Origin of the sequence: Paenibacillus sp. FSL H8-0122, from assembly GCF_038005345.1 — a bacterium.
Lineage (GTDB): Bacteria > Bacillota > Bacilli > Paenibacillales > Paenibacillaceae > Paenibacillus_AQ.
Genome location: NZ_JBBOTB010000001.1, coordinates 2,617,629 through 2,633,304 on the forward strand (window position 1 = coordinate 2,617,629; position 15,676 = coordinate 2,633,304).

At 52.7% G+C, this 15,676-nt stretch carries 17 protein-coding genes; 9 read left to right on the plus strand and 8 right to left on the minus strand.

The window, feature by feature from the left end; genetic code table 11:
• Positions 1-4 precede the first annotated feature (4 nt).
• The gene (locus tag NSS64_RS11565; RefSeq protein ID WP_341140154.1) at positions 5-1,792 is read left to right on the plus strand and encodes a cache domain-containing sensor histidine kinase; all 1,788 of its coding nucleotides are present in this window, start codon (positions 5-7) and stop codon (positions 1,790-1,792) included.
• The gene (locus NSS64_RS11570; RefSeq protein ID WP_339257161.1) at positions 1,789-2,991 is read left to right on the plus strand and encodes a response regulator; all 1,203 of its coding nucleotides are present in this window, start codon (positions 1,789-1,791) and stop codon (positions 2,989-2,991) included. Before NSS64_RS11565 ends, NSS64_RS11570 begins: the two co-directional genes overlap by 4 nt.
• Here NSS64_RS11570 and NSS64_RS11575 read toward each other — a convergent pair.
• The 4 genes from NSS64_RS11575 to NSS64_RS11590 form a co-directional block, all read right to left on the minus strand.
• Positions 2,969-3,565, minus strand: a complete 597-nt coding sequence (locus NSS64_RS11575; protein ID WP_341140155.1) for a DUF2441 domain-containing protein — start codon at positions 3,563-3,565, stop codon at positions 2,969-2,971. The two genes, NSS64_RS11570 and NSS64_RS11575, sit on opposite strands and share 23 nt — an antisense overlap.
• Positions 3,566-3,609: 44 nt before the next feature.
• Positions 3,610-4,383, minus strand: coding sequence for a GNAT family N-acetyltransferase (locus NSS64_RS11580; protein WP_341140156.1), 774 nt, complete (start codon positions 4,381-4,383; stop codon positions 3,610-3,612).
• A 6-nt stretch (positions 4,384-4,389) separates the two neighbouring features.
• Positions 4,390-5,196 carry a glutamate racemase gene (gene murI, locus NSS64_RS11585; protein WP_341140157.1) on the minus strand — a complete coding sequence of 269 codons (807 nt, stop codon included), beginning with the start codon at positions 5,194-5,196 and terminating at the stop codon, positions 4,390-4,392.
• A 147-nt stretch (positions 5,197-5,343) separates the two neighbouring features.
• Positions 5,344-5,514: a hypothetical protein gene (locus NSS64_RS11590; protein ID WP_341140158.1), complete on the minus strand. Its 171-nt coding sequence runs from the start codon at positions 5,512-5,514 to the stop codon at positions 5,344-5,346.
• A gap of 96 nt (positions 5,515-5,610) precedes the next feature.
• On the opposite strand from NSS64_RS11590, the gene NSS64_RS11595 reads away from it, so the two are divergent.
• On the plus strand, positions 5,611-6,138 hold the full coding sequence (locus tag NSS64_RS11595; RefSeq protein WP_341140159.1) for a GrpB family protein: 528 nt from the start codon (positions 5,611-5,613) through the stop codon (positions 6,136-6,138).
• A gap of 8 nt (positions 6,139-6,146) precedes the next feature.
• On the opposite strand, the gene NSS64_RS11600 is transcribed toward NSS64_RS11595, so the two are convergent.
• Together NSS64_RS11600 and NSS64_RS11605 are read right to left on the minus strand one after the other, a co-directional pair.
• Positions 6,147-7,304: a C45 family peptidase gene (locus tag NSS64_RS11600; protein ID WP_341140160.1), complete on the minus strand. Its 1,158-nt coding sequence runs from the start codon at positions 7,302-7,304 to the stop codon at positions 6,147-6,149.
• A 308-nt stretch (positions 7,305-7,612) separates the two neighbouring features.
• Positions 7,613-7,735, minus strand: a complete 123-nt coding sequence (locus tag NSS64_RS11605) for a hypothetical protein (protein ID WP_341140161.1) — start codon at positions 7,733-7,735, stop codon at positions 7,613-7,615.
• A gap of 211 nt (positions 7,736-7,946) precedes the next feature.
• Between NSS64_RS11605 and NSS64_RS11610 the strand changes: the two genes are divergently transcribed.
• From NSS64_RS11610 to NSS64_RS11630, 5 genes are all read left to right on the plus strand, one after another.
• Positions 7,947-10,493: a diguanylate cyclase domain-containing protein gene (locus NSS64_RS11610; RefSeq protein ID WP_341140162.1), complete on the plus strand. Its 2,547-nt coding sequence runs from the start codon at positions 7,947-7,949 to the stop codon at positions 10,491-10,493.
• A 266-nt stretch (positions 10,494-10,759) separates the two neighbouring features.
• Complete coding sequence (locus NSS64_RS11615) at positions 10,760-11,440, plus strand: succinylglutamate desuccinylase/aspartoacylase family protein (RefSeq protein ID WP_340940475.1); 681 nt, start codon at positions 10,760-10,762, stop codon at positions 11,438-11,440.
• A 100-nt stretch (positions 11,441-11,540) separates the two neighbouring features.
• Positions 11,541-11,921: a GntR family transcriptional regulator gene (locus NSS64_RS11620; RefSeq protein ID WP_340940476.1), complete on the plus strand. Its 381-nt coding sequence runs from the start codon at positions 11,541-11,543 to the stop codon at positions 11,919-11,921.
• Positions 11,918-12,787 carry an ABC transporter ATP-binding protein gene (locus NSS64_RS11625; RefSeq protein ID WP_340940478.1) on the plus strand — a complete coding sequence of 290 codons (870 nt, stop codon included), beginning with the start codon at positions 11,918-11,920 and terminating at the stop codon, positions 12,785-12,787. The genes NSS64_RS11620 and NSS64_RS11625 overlap by 4 nt, the downstream gene beginning before the upstream one ends.
• A complete protein-coding gene (locus NSS64_RS11630) occupies positions 12,780-13,418 on the plus strand; it encodes an ABC-2 transporter permease (protein ID WP_341140163.1) in 639 nt (212 codons plus the stop codon). The genes NSS64_RS11625 and NSS64_RS11630 overlap by 8 nt, the downstream gene beginning before the upstream one ends.
• 97 nt (positions 13,419-13,515) lie before the next feature.
• Here NSS64_RS11630 and NSS64_RS11635 read toward each other — a convergent pair whose 3' ends face one another.
• Entirely contained in the window at positions 13,516-13,878 is a 363-nt protein-coding gene (locus NSS64_RS11635) for a 50S ribosomal protein L7/L12 (protein ID WP_341140164.1), read from the minus strand.
• 203 nt (positions 13,879-14,081) lie between these two features.
• Between NSS64_RS11635 and NSS64_RS11640 the strand changes: the two genes are divergently transcribed.
• Complete coding sequence (locus tag NSS64_RS11640; RefSeq protein WP_341140165.1) at positions 14,082-15,035, plus strand: NADP-dependent oxidoreductase; 954 nt, start codon at positions 14,082-14,084, stop codon at positions 15,033-15,035.
• Here NSS64_RS11640 and NSS64_RS11645 read toward each other — a convergent pair.
• The gene (locus tag NSS64_RS11645) at positions 15,032-15,634 is read right to left on the minus strand and encodes a TetR/AcrR family transcriptional regulator (RefSeq protein ID WP_341140166.1); all 603 of its coding nucleotides are present in this window, start codon (positions 15,632-15,634) and stop codon (positions 15,032-15,034) included. The two genes, NSS64_RS11640 and NSS64_RS11645, sit on opposite strands and share 4 nt — an antisense overlap.
• Positions 15,635-15,676: the final 42 nt, after the last annotated feature.

Sequence of the window (15,676 nt, forward strand, 5' to 3'; positions counted from 1 at the left end):
GTCTATGAAGATCGGCTTTCATTCCATTCATCATCGGTTGTTCTTGCTGTTTCTTTTTTGCATGTCCAGTATTCTGCTTATTGTCAGCCTGCTGTACTATAACCGGACTACGGATCAACTGCATGAGAAGATCAGCGAGTTGTCACGTAAGAATGTCGCCCAGACCGCAGGATTATTTACGCTTCTCTATAAAGGGTATGACGCTTTGTCCAAGTCGCTCAGCAATAACTTTGAGATGATTCGGCTCATTAACGAGAAGACGGACGGGCCGGCGGTGGCGTATATCAATGAACAGACGGTGACGAATATTATCGGCTCGATTTTTTATTCGCGGGACGATCTGGTGGGCATCCATGTGATTACGGACAGGGGCAAGATCTATAATTACGGCAATTCTATGAATGTGGTGGACCCGGAGTATGCGCAGGAGGATTGGTACAGGCAGCTAGAGGCGTCTTCGGGCAAAATGGTCTGGCTCGGCGTGTATCCGCACTCCCTGATCGACCAGGTGGAGGACAGTCCGGTCTTCGCCTTCGGGCGGCAGCTCTATGATCTGAATGAGCATAAGCCGATCGGCATCGTGCTGTATGAGACCGACCCGCAGCCGGTGCTGGAGGCTCTGGAGAATCTGAAGCTGGGCGGGCACAGTCAGGTCTACCTGATGTCCCCGGACGGACGGTTTGTCACCTCGGCCACGGACCCGCAGCCGGACGCAGCAGCCTTACCGAAGTTACCGGATACGCAGGATATGATGGTTCAGCAGAAAGACGGACAACTGGTTGTGGCCTCGAAGCTGAGCTTCTCGGGCTGGTGGATCATGAGTATTACCCCTGACAAGGATCTGAATGTAGAGCTGGTGGAGATGAAGCGGTATCTGCTGATCGTGATCTCGGCGCTGATCTTCGTCTCCACGCTGATTGCCTCGATTGTGTCACAGACCATCTCCTCGCCGCTGAAGAAGCTGATCCGCGAGATGCGGCAGGTGGAGGTCGGTAATTTCCGCGGGCTGGTCAACGTGTCCTCTTATCAGGAGATTAATATTCTGGTCGCTTCCTTCAACCGGATGGTCCGGCGGATCGAGGAGCTGATTGAACGGGTCAAGCTCTCTTCGGTCAGCGAGAAGAATGCGGAGCTGCACGCTTTGCAGTCCCAGGTGAACCCGCATTTTCTCTACAATACGCTGGATATGATCTACTGGATGCTGGATGAGGAGGGTAATGAACAGCTTGGTGAGCTGGTGCTGTCGCTGTCATCTATGTTCCGTTACAGCAGCCAGTGGGAGGACGGGGCAGATGTAAGCCTGAGTGAGGAGCTGGAGCAGATCGGGCATTACCTGAAGATTATCTCGATCCGTCTGGAGGGCCGCCTCGTAATTGTGACAGATATTGATGAACGCTGGTTGAACATAAGAGTACCGAAGATGACGGTGCAGCCGGTCATTGAGAATGCGGTCAAGCATGGACTGGAGCCGCTCTCGCGTCAGGGGATTCTTAAGGTATACACCCGGCAAGAGAGCGACCACCTTGAGCTAATCGTGGAGGATAACGGAGACGGAATGAATAGGGAGCAGCTTGCAAGGCTACAGAAGTCGCTGAATGTGGATAGTCCGGATAGTTCGGGCTCCAGTGGCAGAGAAGGCGGCAAAAGCGGGATCGGACTCCAGAACCTGCACCGCCGCCTGCGGTTCATGTTCGGGGAGGGCTATGGTCTGCAGATTCAGAGCTTCCCCGGTGAGGGGACGCAGGTGGCGATCGTGCTGCCTATTCCAGTGGAAGGAGAGATGCCGGGATGAATATTCTTATAGCCGATGATGAACGGGCCATCCGTGAAGGGATCAAGCGCACGATTAAGCAGATTAGTGCGGAGCATCAGGTGTTCGTAGCCGACCGGGCGGAGGAAGCGGTGAAGATCCTGGAGGAGCAGCATATCCATATCGTGCTGACGGATATTCTGATGCCGGGCATGAACGGGCTGGAATTCATGAAAATCTCGAAACGCCGGTATCCGTACGTGAAATGGATTGTCATCTCTGCCCACAGCGAATTCTCCTACGCCCAGGAAGCGGTCCGGCTGGGTGCGCGCGACTATCTGCTGAAGCCGATCGGCAAGCATAAGCTGACCGAGCTGATCGACAGCCTGACAAGCGAAATCCAGCAGGATAACCAGCTCTCGCGGCAAGGCGAGCGGCTGAAGGCCAGTCTGCGGTTCCTGCGCGAGGGGGTTTTTCAGCGGCTGGCCTCCGGGCTGGATATCGGGAATCTGGACATCGACGCGTTCATTGAAGATTATCACTCCTTCTATCTGGTGATGGTTCAGCTGGAGGCGGGGGATCAGAGCGCCCGGCTGGAGCATTTCATTGTTGAGAATGTTCTCTCCGAGCTGATCGAGCGGTATGGGCGGGGCTTCGTGGTCAACTATGACCGGCAGAATCTGCTGGGCCTGATCACACCGGGCGAGAGTGTCCGGGTAGAGCAGTTCCAGGAGGAGGTGAAGACGCATCTGACGCATTATTTGAAAATCCCTTTTCAGATCATCTATTCCGGGCTGAGCTGTGACTTCCATACGGTGCCGCAGATCGTGAAGCGGATGCGGGAAGCTTCGGCCTTCCAGGGGCCGCCGCTTGAGCCGCTCAAGGGGAGTGGAGAGAAGGCGATTGAAGTAGCGCTGCACTACATTAAGGAGCATTTCTACGAGGAGCTGTCGCTGGAGCGAATCGCTTCGGTGGTGTTCCTGAATCCGGCGTATTTCAGCCAGCTGTTCAAGCAGAAGACGGGGCAGGGGTACAAGGAATATGTCACCTCGCTGCGGCTGGAGCAGGCGAAGCTATTACTACTGAATCCGGGGCTGAAGCTGGCCGATATTGCGGAGCGGGTAGGATACCAGGACATGCGCCATTTTACCCAAATGTTCCGCAAGAAATACAACCTTACCCCGACGGAGTACCGCCAGCAGGAGAGCATCAGCATTCTTAGGAGCAAGGGTACTCTGTGAGGATGTCTGCCACTTCGATTCTTCCGTTGATCAACAGCTCTGGAAGCGCGTTATTGAGATTACCCTTCCAGTATTCTCTGGCTTGTTCGATTTTACGGGAGAATGGGGCCCCGTCTTCCTTGGGCAATAGACTGCCGTCCCCTTCAAAAATAGCTCCAGTGACCTTAAGTTTCACGATCTGCAGCACTTTCCGGTGATACGAATCGAATATGCTTTTCCACATCAGGGCGTCTTCATAGCTCTTCGCTGCGTATAAGCAAGACAAACGTGAAGGATACTCAGGATGTTCCTGTAGCCTTACCATTTCAACGATCACCTCTCGAACCGCTCGGATGGTCTGCTCCGCATACTTAACCGTAACATCTGCATCCTCTTTATCCAATTTCAAACCGTCCTCAGTATAATTGCCGTGCAGGATTTGAATAACGTCTTCCCCTTTGGCATTCAACTGTTCTTGCTCAAAAAAGAAGCGATACAAGGTGTTTTTTTGCTGGTTGTCAAAATTAATGATTTGATTCAGGGCCATCTTCTTCCGGGTTACAATGTGGTAAACGTACTTTTCGCTTGCTTGCATAGTCTGCCTCCTGTAGATATGGTTGATTACACTAATTCAATCCATCAATAATTAACCCAGTGCTCCAGCGTAACAGCGCGGGTAAGGCCAATGGATTCGGCGAGGCGGATGGAGGCGAGGTTGTTCTCCAGCACCTGGTACCTGGGAATGTAGCCCCGTTGCAGAGTGTGGAAGACTGCTGTGCGGACTACGCGCTGTGCCAAGCCTCGCTGTCTGGCAGCTTCTATGGTACGCACACCGCCAATCTCCCAGATTCGTTCCTCATTGCGGTACACCATACATGTACTGAGTGGCGTATCCCCGTCAAATAACGTCACAGCGAACGCCCCGTCTGCAAAATACTGCGTGATCTCCTCTAGCGAATAATCATTCGCCATCCACAGCGGCAGCAGCCGTTCATCGATAGCTTCACTGACCATGCAGGCCTCATCTGCGCTGAACCCCTGGCCTTCGGCCGAAGAATAAGAATAGAGACTACGGACCCGCCGCAGCGTGAAATAGGGTTCCAGCGCCTGACGGTACGCATCCTCCTGAAGCTTGAAGACCAGGTTGGCGTCCCGCGGCAACCGCTTCAGCAGGGCAGGGAAGACCTCAGGACTGCTGTAGTCCATCAGCACAACGGTGTCAGCCTCCGGGTAGGTCCGGTGATCATAGCCGAAGATTGCGGCAGGCATAAGCAGCAGCACGCCCCACTCCTCCTGCTGTTCAATCAGTACGCTGTCGATCTGAGCGTGATAAGCCGTCATCATTTTGAGCAGCGTAACATTTTTCAGCGGATTCCGGCGTAATTTCTCCATTATGGCTGTATAGTGACTCATGCGGGATCACTCCTTTTTGCTCAGATTAATAGATTGTTCAATGTCATCCAGACGCTTGAACAGGCGCTTATATTCAGATAAAATTGCAGGATCATCTACCAGGACACTGGACCTGTAAAAAAGGATATCGCCCGTCCCCTCATTGATCCGGCCCCCTGCTAGAAGAATCTGCTTCAGATGCCTGGCGGTTCCGAGACTGCCGGAGATGAAGTTCACCCCTTCGGGGAATATCTTCCGCAGGCTTCCCTCGAAGTAGGGGAAATGGGTACATCCAAGGACCACCGTGCTGTACCGCTTAAGGTCCAAGTGTGCCAGCGCTCTTTTCAGATAGGGAATAATTCTCTCTTCGTCAAAATCAAAATGCTCCGCAAACTGAACCAGCCCGGGAAGCGGCAGACTGTCTACAATCTCCCCGTGATCGATACGGTGCACCAAATCATGATACTTCTTCTCCTGCAGCGTTAAGCGGGTGGCGAGTACCAGCACCTTCTTCTGCTTACCCTCCGATTGTTCAACCGCAGGCTTGACTGCCGGCTCGATCCCGAGGACCGGAAAGTCATACCGTTGCCGCAGCTCTTCGATCACGATGCTGGTGGCTGTGTTACAAGCGATAACCAACGCTTTGATATGCTGCTTGGCCATGAATTCCACCGCTTGCAGGATGTACTCCCTGACTTCGTCTTTCGTCTTCTCCCCATAGGGCACATGGTCTGTATCTGCATAGAAGAGGTAGTCCTCTTGCGGCAAGAGCTTAAGCGCCTGATGAAGCACGGTTAACCCGCCAATTCCGGAGTCAAAAAATCCAATTCGCATATGTCCACTCTTTCCGTCATTATTAATAGGATTCTATTATTCTATCATTAGACTTATTGTAGAACTATAGCGCATGGACAAAAGACCAGACTTCCGCCTCTGTTGCCGGAGGGAGAAGCCTGGTCTGCGGGCAGATCAAACCGGAAATCAGCTCTCGTTCTTGGTCACCCCGTTAAGGCTCGGCACGACATCTGCCGCTTTATCAGGAGTTACCATCTGGGGGATTTCGCTGATGCTGGAGTGGTTCTGCTGGTTGTTTTTTGAATCGGCACGGTTATCTGCACGGTCATGCTTCGGGTCCGCACTATTCTTGGGCATACTGTTCACCTCCGTCTCTGTGGGTTAGTATGAGATAGTGGTTTGTATTTTATTCCAGTGGCGGGTCTAGGTTATAGCTGAAGGAGGAGAGGGATTATGGCTGAGAAGACCAAGTTTGTAGAAGTGGTTCCATATGATCCGGCCTGGAAGGCGGAATATAGCAGAATTGAGAAGCGGATGCTGGAGATCGCGGGAGATCTGATTATCCGGTCTGAGCATGTGGGCAGCACCTCAATTGAAGGGCTATGGGCCAAGCCCGTGATTGATATCGATCTGGTGATGGAGAGCTATGACCAGCTGCCGGAGATCATCCGCAGACTGCAGGCGTTCGGTTATGAGCATCAGGGCAATCTGGGCATCGAGGGCCGGGAAGCCTTCAAGAGCAACCAGGATGACGGATTCATGAAATACCATCTCTATGTATGCCCTAAGGACGGCAAGGGTTACGTGGAGCATATTCGGTTCCGAGATTATCTGCGCAGCCATCCCGCTGCCCGTGAGGAATATCAGGCGGTCAAGCAGCGGCTGGCTGAAGAGTACCGTTATGACATTGATGCGTATTGTGACGGGAAGACCGCGTTTGTGCAGTCTATTTTACAGAGAGTGTTACAGCAGCAAGAGTAAGAGGGAGCTTACCTGGGACGGTTCCAGAATCCCTCTGCGGACGGCTTGTCCGGCAGCACTGCCTCGTATACACGCATTCCCGCCGGGTCATGAAACCCGAAGGTTCTCCAGCCGTTCAGCTGCGGGGAACCGAAGCAGATATGCAGCTCACGGGCTGTATTGTCACAGACCATGGACCATAAGGTGCCTAAGCCTTCGCTGTAATGGTGACAGCAGATTCCTTCGGGATATTCGCGTCCTGCGGCAGCTTTCATGGCTTCTACAGGATGGATAGGAGTGTTGTCGTCCAGAAGTGCTGCCCGCAGCGCATCATATCTGGTCCATGAGTTCTCCATGACTTGCTGATTATGTAGCTGCATGGAGGGCAGGGTGTAATGGTTCGCGGAGAGCACAAGCTGGCTTGCGCTTAAGCTGGCAGCAGCCGGATGATACTGGATCGCTTTCTCAGTACCAGCCGTCTCTACAAGGGCGATGTTCCCTTGGGCGTCAGAGATCAGGAAGTTTCTGTAGTCGGCCACCGGCATGCTGCGCATAAGCTGAGCCGCTTCTTCCGCAGTAGTACATTGATCCAGCAAGGCCCGGACTACGCCTGGAAAAATAAAGCCCTCCCCGGTCATCTCCGGCCGGACTCTCCCCGAGGTGGTGGTTACGGTAAGTCCTGCCTCATTCATCCCGTCATAACGCCCAAACAGCTGCAGCGCAAAGCCTGTATGCGCCGCTTTGCCCTTCACCCTGGTTGTGCTGAGCAGCAGCTGATTATAAGGCTCATCCTCCCAGCCAAAATCATAATTACGCATATGACAGATATGTCCTCTCTGTTCCCCACTTGCTCCAGTTCGGTAGGCTGCCTGTGTGCAGTGGCCCGGTGCCTGAAAATAGGAATAATAGAATACGACATGGGCAGCCTCTACGCCGGTCTCATCGGCGAAGCCTTGAATTTCTTCATTCAAGCCGGGGCAGTAGCGCTCGAAGCTCTCCATGGCTTTGTCCGCAGCATAGGGAGTCAGCGGGGAGGCTCCCATGAAGGGGGAGGACATGAAGGATAGCATGGCGGAGTTATTCTTATGATGGGCGCCCAAGGCGCGTCCGACCTCATAATGAGTGCCTTCGGTAACGAGATGTGTAAATTGTGCGGTCTTGCGCTGTAACAGGGGATTAGCATCCATGTGGATATTCCTTCTTTTTCGTTATTCTCTGCGCAGAGTAGGTTCATTATAACGGGCGTATAGATCAGGCGGCAAAGCCCGCTGTGCCTCAAATCCCCGGATGCGCAGCCAAGCGGCGAAGCGCAATTATGAATTAGTCACATTTTCACTGGAATAGAAGGAAATACTTGTATTATTGAGGTTTTTAAGGTAAATTATTGGTAAGACTTTCGGATTAAAGTTCTTCCGGAAGTGCAACCTAATACTTGGTATGTGCAAGCCGAAGAGGAGCATTTCCCCCAAATGCTCCTTTTTGCGTGGGCAGGCTGTTAAGGTGCGAATGAAACGGTCTGAAGCACATAGCGGATCACGAAGAACGCAATGATTAGTATGGAGAAGGCGCTGAGCAGAAAAGAAACAATCTCTCTCCCTGAACGTGTAGTTCGCCGCATTACGGTCACCTCGGAGTATAGGAATGGATTAGCTGTCACAGGTTATGCTCTATCCGTCCATATTATACATAATTATTCCAAGTATGTAATACAAGTCAAAACAGGCTGTGCGGACCAAACTTATGTTTGTTATTGCTGCCCAAAGTAAGATAGAATGAACCTACGCCAAAACAGCTTAGAAATCATTTACTTCAATGGAGGCTATATACCTATGTCAGATTTTAATATAGAACATGAGAATCAACCGCTGAACCGGACCCTGCTGAACGAAGCCGGGCTGGACCCCAAGGAATCTGTGGATCTTAATAACTGCGAGAAGGAGCCCATCCATATTCCCGGGCTTATTCAGCCGCATGGCGTATTGCTGGCCGTAACTCAGGACACAGCCCATAGGATTGTCCAGACCAGTCTGAATACGGATAAGTTACTGGGAACAGATGCTGAAGCCCTGTTAGGAACGCCTATGGCTGACCTGGTAGGCCCGGATCAGTTGGAGATGCTGCTTATCCGCAGCGTGAATGCGAAAGAAACAGCCGATTTGCAATATATTGTCTTACAGATTGAAGTCGCGGGTGAGCCGCAGGACTTCTTCTGCATCATTCACGAAAGTGAAGGTCTGATGATCGTTGAACTGGAGCCTGCCTCCATCGATCAGAGCGACAGCACCAATGATTTCGACTGGATTCGCACCTTCTTCGGACGGCTGAAGCATACGGCGAACCGGCTGGAAGCCAGCCAGGCCGCCGCAGAGCAGGTTAAGGAGATGCTCGGCTATGACCGGGTCATGATCTACGAGTTCGATGAGCAGTGGAACGGCAAGGTGATTGCGGAAGCCAAGGAAGAAGGACTGGAACCGTTCCTTGGCCATCATTATCCTGCGTCTGACATTCCGAAGCAGGCACGTGAGCTGTATCTGCGCAACTGGCTGCGGACAATCGTCGATGTGAACTATCTTCCGGTTCCGATCACCCCGGTGCTGCAGCCGCTTACCGGTAAGCCCTTGAACCTCAGCTTGTCCATCCTCCGCAGTGTGTCTCCGCTCCATATTGAGTATTTGCAGAATATGGGGGTAGGCGCAACGACCACCATCTCGCTGATCAATAATAACAAGCTCTGGGGACTGATCACCTGTCATCACTATTCTCCCAAGTATGTCCCGCACCGTATCCGTAATCTGTGTAATTTCCTGGGCGCCTTCTTCTCCAGTGAACTGTACCAGCGTCAGCAGCTAGATAACTATCAGACGGAGCTGGAGCTGCGGACCAAGGCGATGAGAATTGTCGATATTTTCACAGGTAACGTCAGCTCTTCCCGGGTGATTGAACAGCTCGGAGATGAAGAGCAGACGCTACTGGGGATGATGGAGGCTTCCGGCGCAGCCGTGTGTTATCAGGACAAGCTGATGCTGTTCGGAGTAGCACCCTCCCAGGAGCAGGTGCGGGAGCTTGCCGGCTGGCTGGCAGGGAAGTCGAAGGATTACACATACTGCACCTCCAGGCTCAGTCTGGAATATGAATCAGCCAAAGCTTACAAGAATAAAGCCTCCGGTGTCATCTATCTCGCTCTCACTCCAGGACATCAGAATTACATGATCTGGTTCAGACCTGAGGTGGTGGAGATAGTGGACTGGGCCGGAGATCCGGCTAAGGCTGTCATTCAGGAGAATGACGGAATGCGATTGTCGCCCCGCAAGTCCTTTGAGAAATGGCGGCAGGTAGTTCAGTCCACCTCACTTCCGTGGAGAGAGCAGCATCTTAACATTCTGCCGCAGCTCAAATCTATACTGCGCGGACAGACCGAGAACCAGCTGCGTCAGGCGGAAGAGCAGGCCCTGCAGAACGCCCGCAGTCTGCGTCATAATGAACAGCGGTATCTGCAATTGATGGACCTGTCTCCCGTAGCCTTCTTCATGATTACCGATGATGTGATTGCCTACTGCAATAACCGCGCAGTAGAGCTGATGGGTGAAGAGAAGGGCAAATCACTCATCGGGCAGCCGTTCCTGAACTATGTGCAGGAGTCCTACCGGCCAAATCTGAAGCAGCACTTCTCAGACCTGAGCCAGAATGTGACCCAGTTCGTATCCGATCAGGGCCAATTCATGAGCGGGAACGGGCAAGTGCTGGAGATAAGCCTGAGTCTGGCTTCGGTTATTCATGGCGGCAGACCGTCCATTATGGCGGTCCTTAATGCAGGAACCGGTGTAGAGGCGAAGGGCGAAGCCTATACCGATGCGGCCAATCAGATGCAAAGCTATCTGACGACCGATTCACTAACCGATCTTCCGAACCGCCAGGCCCTTGTGCATGAGCTGGATCAGCGCTGGGAGGATACGCTGAATACCCGGGAACCCTTGCTATTGCTGTCGATTGATATCGACGATTTCCATTCCTATAATGCGGTGCACGGGCTGAAGGGCGGCGATCTTTGCATCCAGTCGGTAGCCGATGTACTGAATATCATCAGCATCACGCATGGCACCTTCGTGGCCCGCTTCAGCGGGGCGAACTTCATCCTCACAATGACGGGTGCGTCCGCCTCCCAGGCGGAGCAATTAGCCGAATCCGTCCGTCAAGGTGTCTCTGATCTGCAGATTCCCCGTGACCGGTTTGAAGAGGAGGGTGTGGTCACTGTAAGCATAGGCGGCCTGTTGAAGGTACCTGTTCCCTCTGACCGCCCGTCTGACTTCATTGCCAAGGCGGAGAAGGCTCTTTATGAAGCAAAGTCCGCCGGGAAGAACCAGGTCGTATTTTATTAACACACGCTAGTATTAGCGTGCATCCAGAGATAAAGCCGGATGAGTCCATATTGGACTTGTCCGGCTTTATATGTTTTGAGGCCCCCGCAAAGTACCTGAGTCATCACCTACGCTAAAGCTCCACTTTGTGGGGTTATTTTGCTGTCCTATTCGTCCAATCCCCCGCAGGTAATCCGCATACATTACAGAGTAACCGTTGGTGCTGTCCAGAATCTTGTATACCATCATCCACATGATCCACATCATCCAGAGCGAGGTGAACCACAGTGTCTGTAGAGAAGCATACGCTGGCGGCAGGAACGCCCTATGCCACACCTTATTATGTCATTAGCAGCGGCGTCCCCGGACCTGTATTCATGATCATCTCCGGTGTTCATGGCAATGAGCCGGCGAGCAGCCGTGCAGCGCAAGGCATCGCCAGCCGGTTCAGCCGGGGAGATCTGATGCTGCGTTCAGGAAAGCTGATTATCGTCCCGCTGGTGAATCAAATCGCACGGCGCAAGGGGATTCGCGGGAAGCCCGACCTGAACCGTACCTTCCCGCGCGGACAAGGCGCCCCGGCCCGTCATCCATTGTCGGCAGCCGTATGGCAGCTTGCCTTGCGCTACCGTCCCTCGTGGGTACTGGATCTGCATGAGGCGAACGGGTTGTCCGAGCTGAATCCGAAGCGGGTCGGCCAGACCTTGATCATCAGCCCGGTCAGCCGGGCGCATGGACTGGCGAAGCAAATTGTGATGCGGATGAATCAGACGATCACGAATAGAGCTTACCGCTTCAACATACGGCATAGGGAGCGTGCAGGAACTTCACGGATGGCCTTCCAGCGCCTGCTCGGTGCCCGGGCGGTGACCGTAGAGACCTGCTGGAGCTTGGATTACGCCTTAAGAGTAAGGCTGCAGAGTGAGATCGTATACCACTTTCTGCGGTCTCAGGGAATGATCGGCTAATTAAGGGGATGACATTAAGAGATTGACACAACTGGACATAGTGTATATATTACATATATACACTAGTTACAACAAACACAAAGGAAGCTGATGCTGCTGCATGAATATCGTGATATCAAGTACATCTGGCGAACCAATCTACGCCCAGATTGTGGGACAGGTCCGCCAGATGATTCTCCAAGGCGAGCTGGTCTCGGGTACGCCCCTGCCATCGATCCGCTTACTGGCGAAGGAGCTGCAGATTAGCGTCATTACCACCAAGCGGGCTTATGAGGAGCTGGAGCGGGAGGGGCTGATCAACTCGATTGTCGGCAAGGGGTCTTTTGTCTCCGGGGCCGATCAGGAATATATCCGGGAACAGCGGCTGCGGATGGTAGAGGGCAAGCTGAAGGATATTATTGACGAGAGCAGACAACTGGGCATGGAATACGCTGAACTCGCGGAGATGCTGAAGCTGCTCTATGAGGAGGAACAGGAATGAGTACTGTAATTGAGCTGGACCATGTAACGAAGAGCTACGACCGTTTTGAGCTGAAGGATATTTCGTTATCGATTAAGGAGGGTTACATTACCGGGCTGATCGGCCCGAATGGTGCAGGCAAGACCTCAATGATCAAGTTGATGATGGGCTTAATCTCGCAGGATCAAGGGGACATCCGGGTCTTCGGCCAGAACAACCGTCAGGAGCAGGCTGCGATTCGGGGGCGGATCGGCTACGTCTCGGATGAGAGCTTCTATTATGAGCATATGACCGTGAAGCAGATGAAGAATATTATTGCTCCGTTCTATCCCGGTTGGAACAACGATACATATCTGAGATTTCAGGAGCAGTTCAAGCTGTCTCCAGGCAAGAAGATTAAGGACTTGTCGAAGGGGATGAAAATCAAATTCTCACTCGCCGTAGCCTTGTCCCATGGTGCCGATCTGCTGATTATGGATGAGCCTACTTCGGGGCTTGATCCGATTTTTCGCCGGGAGATGCTGGAGCTGCTCAGCGAGCATATCCAGGATGAGAAGAAGTCGATTCTGTTCTCCACTCATAACACTACGGATCTGGACCGGATTGCCGATTATATTGTATTCATTAATGAGGGACGGATTGTGTTCAATGAAATGAAGGAGAGTCTGAGCGAGCGCTATCTGCTGGTCAAAGGCGGGAAGGAGCTGCTGGACCGGGATGTCCGGCGGTGGTTCGTGGGGCTGAGGGAGAACGGGCTGGGCTTCGAGGGGCTGATCAGCAATCGTGCGGAGGGCGAACGTTACTTCAGGGACACCGCAATCTGCGAGACACCTACGCTGGAAGAGATTATGTATTATACGGTAAAAGGGGATGAAGCCCATGCATAATTCCATCGCGCTGATCCGTAAAGACTTCATGCTTACCCGGAAGTTCGCTCTGCTGCTGATTCCCTATTTTGTGCTTATGTTATATTCCAATGCACAAGCCTATACGGTATTCTCGTTGTTGCCGGCACTATTGTTACTGATTAACGCCTGTACGATTGATATGCAGCATAACAACCAGAAGTTTCTGGCCACGTTGCCGGTGCCAAGGCAGCGGCTGATTCAAGCCAAGTATCTGACGATCATTCCACTTTCCCTGTTCAGCCTGATCTGTACCCTTGTGATGTACTTTGTTGCTGTACAGATGGGCAAGCTGGACGAACCGCTGCGCTGGAGAGAGCTGGGACTGATTACAGCTGTTATCCCGCTGCTTGCCGCTTTCTACCTGCCGCTATATTACTGGCTGGGGCAAAAAGGGATGCAGATCGTTAATTTCATCTTTATGATGGTGATTATGCTGAGTTTCACTACATTTGGAAGCCTGAATAAGGAATTTCCGGCTCTTGCTCAATGGGTTCAGGACGGTAAAATAGACAATATGCTGCTCGTATTCATCGGCGTGCTGGCATACCTCATCATTATTTATGCCTCCTATCTGATTTCCTCGCGGATTTATATGAATAAGGATATTTAGCTTCATTGCCGGTATGAGCTTCATCACAAGAATGACCTCAGCTTCCACCGTCCAGTGGCAGTCTGAGGTCATTCTTGATCATTCACACATGGTTCACTCAGCGGAAGTTCCCGCTCCGTTCCAGGTTCTCTACGAAGTCCTTGGCTTCCTTGAGGCCCAGATTCCGCGCTTCGCGCACGACCTTGATTGCCTGGATCTTCTTGCCCTCGGCTATCAGCAGGTGGATTCTCCGCTCGAGGTCCGGTGCCAGCTCCGGGTTCTGCACGAACATCGGCGCAGGAATATGGCTGGTTCGGCTGAAGGAGGGGCCAGCGGGCATTCCTCCGTAAGGATCTCTTTGATTGAGCCGGGCTTCCAGCTCGTTCACACGCCGCTTCAGGCTGAACACGCTAAGCATGAGCAATAATACCAGCACCAGCGCCAGAATGGCGACGAGATCGATCGTATCCATATTGTCCATAGGTAGTCTCCTTTCAGTAGCAGGTTTCATCAAGGATGCCTGTGCCATTATACTCTACTACCCCTTAGAGAGAAGAATGAACACTTGAGGCCTGATTGTTGATTGTATCCACCTGTGCTGAACCCTACAATGAGTTACAGGAACAGTACACCTCTTGCTTCAACGGTACGAGGATTCCCAATTCATCTATAGGAGTGATCGCAATGAACGAAGCCACACATATGAAGGCGATTCGGATACATCAATTTGGAGGGCTGGAAGAGTTAAAGTATGAGGATGCGCCGATTCCCGTTCCCGCAGCGGACGAGATTCTGATTAAGGTGGCAGGGACCGCGTTCAATCAGGCAGATGTCAAAATCCGCAAGGGCTACCTGCAAGCCTTTTTCCCGCATGAATTTCCTTACATTCCTAACTTTGAGGTGTCGGGTACGGTGGAAGCAGCAGGCGCAGAGGTTACGGACTTTCAGCCGGGGGACAAGGTCTATGCTGCGCTCGATATGTCCCGGGACGGTGCTGCCGCAGAATATGTGGTCACCAAAGCGCATCATGCTGCGTTCGCTCCAGCCTCCCTGGAGTTATCCGATGCAGCTGCGCTGCCGATTGGTGTCTTAACCGCATGGCAGGGGTTATTCGATCATGGTAATCTGCCGCAGGGCGGGCGTGTGCTGATTGCGGGAGCCGCTGGCGGGGTAGGCAGCTATGCGGTGCAATTCGCCAAGCAGCATGGGGCGTATGTCATAGGGACTTCCTCAGCGGCCAGTGTGCCGATGCTTCAAGAGCTGGGGATTGACGAGATTATTGATTACACCAGGGAGAGCGTTACGGACAAGCTGAAGGACAAGGTAGATCTGATCCTCAATCTGTCCCCTGAGAGTACAGAGGTACTTAATACATGGCTGCCGCTGCTAAAAGAGGGAGGAGCGCTGATCTCGGCGGTGAATCCTGCGGACGAAATGCTGGCAGCGCAGCTTGGCGTTAAGGCACACCGGCTGTTTGCACAAGAGGATCGCACGCTGCTGACGCGGGTTGCAGAGCTGGTGGATGCGGGCAAGCTGAAGCTCTGGATTACCGGCCGTCTGCCGCTGGCCGAGCTGGCTGCCGCACATGCCATGAGCGAGGCCGGTAAGCTCCGTGGTAAGGTACTGATTACAATTTAACCCTTAGCGATCAGAGTCGACTGCATGAATAACACTTCATTATAGATCACCGCCAGCTCCTCCGGAGTATAAGGCATCCCGCTGTGCAGCCATTCTTCCGTAATTCCGAGAAAAATGGATGCGGAATGCGCAGCGAGATACTCCGGAGGAACCGCCGGGTGGCCGGCAAATACGCCATTCATCTCCAGCTTCCGGTAGAAGCTGCGTTTGATAACCTCCTTGAATTGCCCCGGAAATGCCGCATCCCCTTTAGCCCCGAGAAATAAGCGGATTCGCTCGCCGTGCTGGTGCAGATACTCAAGGATATGCACCAAGGGCGGATAGGGCAAGCCTTTCAGATAATGCCCGGACATCTCTTCGCGTACGATTTTGACAACCATCACCTGCTCCAGACCTGTCAGTATTTCCCGCTGCAGCTGCTCCAGCAGATCGTATTTATCCGTAAAATGCAGATAGAACGTTCCCCTGTTAATATGTGTTCTAAGCGCCAGCTGGCGTACGCTCACCTTGTGAAATCCTTCCTGCTCCATGAGCTGGAGGAAGTTATCCACGATCAAACCCCGGGTTCCCGCTGACATCAATTCATGTATTTCCGCCACGCTGCGCTCACCTCTTCCGTTAACTGCTGAAACTCTATCTTT